4 protein-coding genes are annotated in these 4,007 nt (G+C 44.0%); all 4 read left to right on the top strand.

Going from position 1 to position 4,007, the window contains the following annotated elements:
- Nucleotides 1-137: 137 nt before the first annotated feature.
- From AACQ79_RS13025 to AACQ79_RS13010, 4 genes are read left to right on the top strand one after another with little or no spacing between them, the layout of a single operon-like run.
- Nucleotides 138-1,085 carry a hypothetical protein gene (locus AACQ79_RS13025; RefSeq protein ID WP_212756445.1) on the top strand — a complete coding sequence of 316 codons (948 nt, stop codon included), beginning with the start codon at nucleotides 138-140 and terminating at the stop codon, nucleotides 1,083-1,085.
- 2 nt (nucleotides 1,086-1,087) lie between these two features.
- Nucleotides 1,088-3,103, top strand: coding sequence for a hypothetical protein (locus tag AACQ79_RS13020; RefSeq protein ID WP_170899887.1), 2,016 nt, complete (start codon nucleotides 1,088-1,090; stop codon nucleotides 3,101-3,103).
- 53 nt (nucleotides 3,104-3,156) lie between these two features.
- Nucleotides 3,157-3,342, top strand: a complete 186-nt coding sequence (locus AACQ79_RS13015; RefSeq protein ID WP_170899886.1) for a hypothetical protein — start codon at nucleotides 3,157-3,159, stop codon at nucleotides 3,340-3,342.
- A complete protein-coding gene (locus AACQ79_RS13010) occupies nucleotides 3,342-3,833 on the top strand; it encodes a hypothetical protein (protein ID WP_170899885.1) in 492 nt (163 codons plus the stop codon). Before AACQ79_RS13015 ends, AACQ79_RS13010 begins: the two co-directional genes overlap by 1 nt.
- Nucleotides 3,834-4,007 lie beyond the last annotated feature (174 nt).

The raw sequence follows: 4,007 nt of genomic DNA, 5'->3' as shown, positions 1-4,007 counted from the left end.
GCTACATTATCGGATATTACTGCCAACTCAGGCCACATCAGTATAACGGTGGTCTAACTCCCAATGAATCAGAACGATTATATTGGGAAAACTCTAAAACCGTGGCCAATTTTAGTTGACCACTACACTACTTTGATATGGAGAAAGCACGTGCCAATCATTTAGATTTTGATACATCTCTTGGTTTTCATAGAAAAGCCCAAGAGTTCTTCCACCAATGGCTAGAAATCTCTAAGGAACTCCAGAAAGATTCTGGAACCGATTGGTTGTTTCCTTATTTTAGGAAGTCAGGTGACATTCAAGGGATGATTGAAGCGGGTCAAAGTACACCTCAAAAAGTCATCAATACTTACACAAAAAAATTGGGGCTTGCACATGTCACACCTTCAAAACTGCGCCAAACGAAGATCGACACGCTGATGAAAGTGACGCAAGACATCTGGCTCGTGTCGATGTCTGCGAACAACAGCATTGAAGTCATTGGGGCTAACTATTCAGATGGCAACGAAGGCGACCATACAGGCAGCTTGGCGGCAAACGGAGAAGCACTCTACGACTTTGCGAAAAATAACACCGCTCCTCATGAGGCCGCGACTAAGGCGAAGTTCAATTATGCTAATGTACTGGACGACTACGATTATAAAAGGTTGCGTGAGGAAGAAAGAGCGAACGACACACAAACCCCTCTTGGTGTTCGATGTAAGGACTCATCGCAAGGTGCTGCCGCCAGAATTAAGATACACCTTGAAAAATTAGGTGTGGGACAGCAAAAGAAGGAGGAGCTTTGCACAGACTTTCTAGGTTGTTTTGACTGCCCTTACCATCGTTTGGTATCAGAGGTAGAAGATATTTGGTTGATGCTCTCCTTTAACGATACGCTGCAACAAATGAAAGATTACCAATCGGTTAATAGCCTGCCAACAGATAAATATTACAAGTTGTGTAATACCATAGAAGCGATTCTAGAAGATTTTAAACAGATTGCGCCTGATAATTACACCAAAGCACAAGAAAGGCACAGCGAAGGCCCTCATCCGCTTTATAGCAACGGGTATAGCCTAATTGACTTGCTGGAGACGTTTTAACTATGAATGATAAACAAAATACCCACGATAACGTCGTTTCATTAAATCCAATTCAGAAGTCCGAAACTGCATTTTTAATTGAGGGGTTAGACAGGCTCGACTCAAAAGATAAACCATACCATGTTAAAAAATGGGATCTTTCAATGTCGCATACTGTTGGCGTGAGTTATTCATTAACAGTGGGTTTTAATGCGACCAAGCCTGAGCATGTTAATGATATACAGGACGCTATATATCTGATTTATCACCATTCAAAAAAAAATGGCACACTGCCTTTATCGGTTAATCAAATGGGCCACTTGAAGACTGGACTACAGCATATTGCCGATTGCTTGGGTGGTACAAATTGGAGTGATTTAGATAACACCAGACAGTGGAAATCATTTACCCCACGCCTTAAAAATAAAAAGTTGCGCGATGGCAGCATAGATAAGATTCTCTCCGCATTAAATAAACTGGCTGATGTTGGTTTGCTTAGTGAATATGTTGATTCTAAGGCGGTAAGAAAGTGCGCAGCAACAAAAGAAGCTGAGCAGCGTGTGGCTCTTCCGCATAAGTTATATCAACGCATCATGAGTCATGCGTTAGAAGTGGTTGAAAAATATCATCCGTATCGTCATGAGATTTCACGGGCGATGGGACAAGCCTATGACATTAAAAAGCGCGTTCATAATGGTGAAAGGCTTGAAACTGATGGTCGCGGCAGTGGCAAGAAAGTTCTTTCGATGACCGCCAGTGGCAAGGGGCAAAGAATAGAAAGGGCAGTAAGGAAAATCGACCACGGCATTCCTGACTTCAAGTTGGCCCTCCAGGCTGACAGCTTAGCTGACATCTTGGTTAGCTGTTTAGTTGTGGTTCAAGGCTTCTCAGGTGCCCGAATTGGAGAGGTTGTATCTTTCAACAAAGACAGCGTAGATACGGCAATGGTGAACGGTAAGCCAGTAACGATACTCACAGGCGAGACCAGCAAGGGGCATGACGGAATACCTCAAATGGCGACGTGGCAATCACACTCTGTTGCGCAAACCGCACTGGAGCTAGCCTATGACATGATGCAATCAACTCGTGAGCTTTATCTGGAGGGCGTTGATAAAAAAGAAGAGCAAGGCGAAGCGCTAGAAAGAATCGCTCACATGAGAAAGCAATTGAGTTCAGCGTTTTTGGTGACTAGAACGGGGGCACAAGATGGTGATAATTACATATTCAAACCTGACAAGGCGCTTAAAAGATTTATTAAAAATCTGAACTACAAAGCAACCCTAGAGGATGTTGAAGAGTTTGATACGCTGAACCCTACAAGGGAGGGGCAATTAAAGGTTGGAGGCACATACACGGGTTTGAGCTCTCATGACTTTAGACGGTCATTTGCCGTGTTCTTTGTGCGTTACAGCTTCGGCACGGCTTCGGGGATTAAATTCCAGTTCAAACACCAGAACATCAATATGTCGGGTTACTACGCAAATAATGCCGTACTTGCGCAGATGAATGACCTTCTGATGGATGATGAGATTCTGGATGAGTTGAAAGAGGCGGGTATTGATTTGGGTGTGGATGAGTTTGATGAAATCTTTAATAAAAGCGAGCATTTGAGTGGTGCCAAGGGCGAGAAGATTATGGAAGAGCGCCTGGAAAAGCTGAAGGTAGGAGAATCCATCATCATGACTCGCGCAGAAATTGAAGAGAATCTTCGTCGTGGCAGCTTTCATATCATGCAACTGCCGAGCGGAGCCTATTGCACTAATGGATCGTGTGACCGTGTGTGTGGCACGCTGCTGTTCCGAGCTGAAATTAAGGAGTGCGAACACAAGGTTGTGACTGATAAGGGGGCGAAAAGGATTGCTAAACAAAGAGAACGTTTGATTGCTAAGTTTACGAACCTTAACACTGGCGAACCACTGAAAAGGTCAATTCTGAATGGCTTGAAGCAGAAGATTCATGTCGAGGAACTGACGCTAAAAGCTCATGAAATTTCTTACGAACCGTTCAATGAGGAAATTATTTTGATTAGCGAAGCATGATCATAATCTTTGAAAAATGTAACAACAATCAAAAGTCATAGGGGTTATGCTGAATGGCTACCAAAAAACATGAAGATCAAATGTCTTTCGTTGATGAGTTCGACTGGAAGCATGGGCGTGGCGGAAAACGTACTGGGGCTGGACGTAAGGCGTCGGCTGTTAAAACAAAGGGTGCCAGAGCCGCTAGTTTTGAGCAGCAGATAGAAGAATACAAGCGTTCAGTGGCGGAGAAACAGTGATGAGAACTCAACAAGATGCACTTAAAAAACTCGTTCAAGAAGAGAAAGGCCTTTCTGCCGAAGCGAAACTTCAATTGGCGTTAGGCCGACTGAAGGCTGGCGCTCCTCTGAGAACTAAGGCAAGGGGGCGTCTAACCCTCAATAAAATCAACAATGAGGCGGGTTTAGGGCGTAGCTACATTCATAAGTTCAAGGAGTTCGTCGACAAGGTGGCTAACCCTGCTATCGAAGCACATAACGAAATGCTAGATAACCCTGATTTGTCTGTGGCGGCTTTGCCTATCACAGAAGATATGAGCGAGATAGATAGGCTCAAAGAAGAATTAAGGCAGCAAATCGAACTCAAAGAAGGTTATCGCAAAGAGAAGGAGGAGGCTTTAGCAATCAATGATGAACTAGAAACATTGAACAAGTCGCTAATGTACCGAGTGTATGAGCTACAGGAAGAACTCACTGCCAGAGTTGCTGAATATGAGGATTATAAAAAGTAATAAAACATTTATGTCCATAGACGTGTTGACGGGGCATGCAACACGAATTTGTCGAGTAGACGACACCTGTTACCAAGTGTCGTCCCTCTAAGAACCCAGCGTGCAACTTTCACCGCACTAGGCTCAAGCCTTCACAAAGGCACCTGATGGCACCCAGCAACTTATAAAGCAGCG

The organism is Vibrio sp. 3-2(1) (assembly GCF_963887575.1).
Lineage (GTDB): Bacteria > Pseudomonadota > Gammaproteobacteria > Enterobacterales > Vibrionaceae > Vibrio > Vibrio anguillarum.
Note: the sequence above shows the minus strand (reverse complement) of the source record. Positions and strands in the feature narration are given on the sequence as shown.

Bases quoted from the DNA above. Each gene is read 5' to 3' on its own strand.
- AACQ79_RS13015 (WP_170899886.1), top strand. From the start codon at position 3,157: ATGGCTACCAAAAAACATGAAGATCAAATGTCTTTCGTTGATGAGTTC.
- AACQ79_RS13020 (WP_170899887.1), top strand. From the start codon at position 1,088: ATGAATGATAAACAAAATACCCACGATAACGTCGTTTCATTAAATCCA.
- AACQ79_RS13010 (WP_170899885.1), top strand. From the start codon at position 3,342: ATGAGAACTCAACAAGATGCACTTAAAAAACTCGTTCAAGAAGAGAAA.
- AACQ79_RS13025 (WP_212756445.1), top strand. From the start codon at position 138: ATGGAGAAAGCACGTGCCAATCATTTAGATTTTGATACATCTCTTGGT.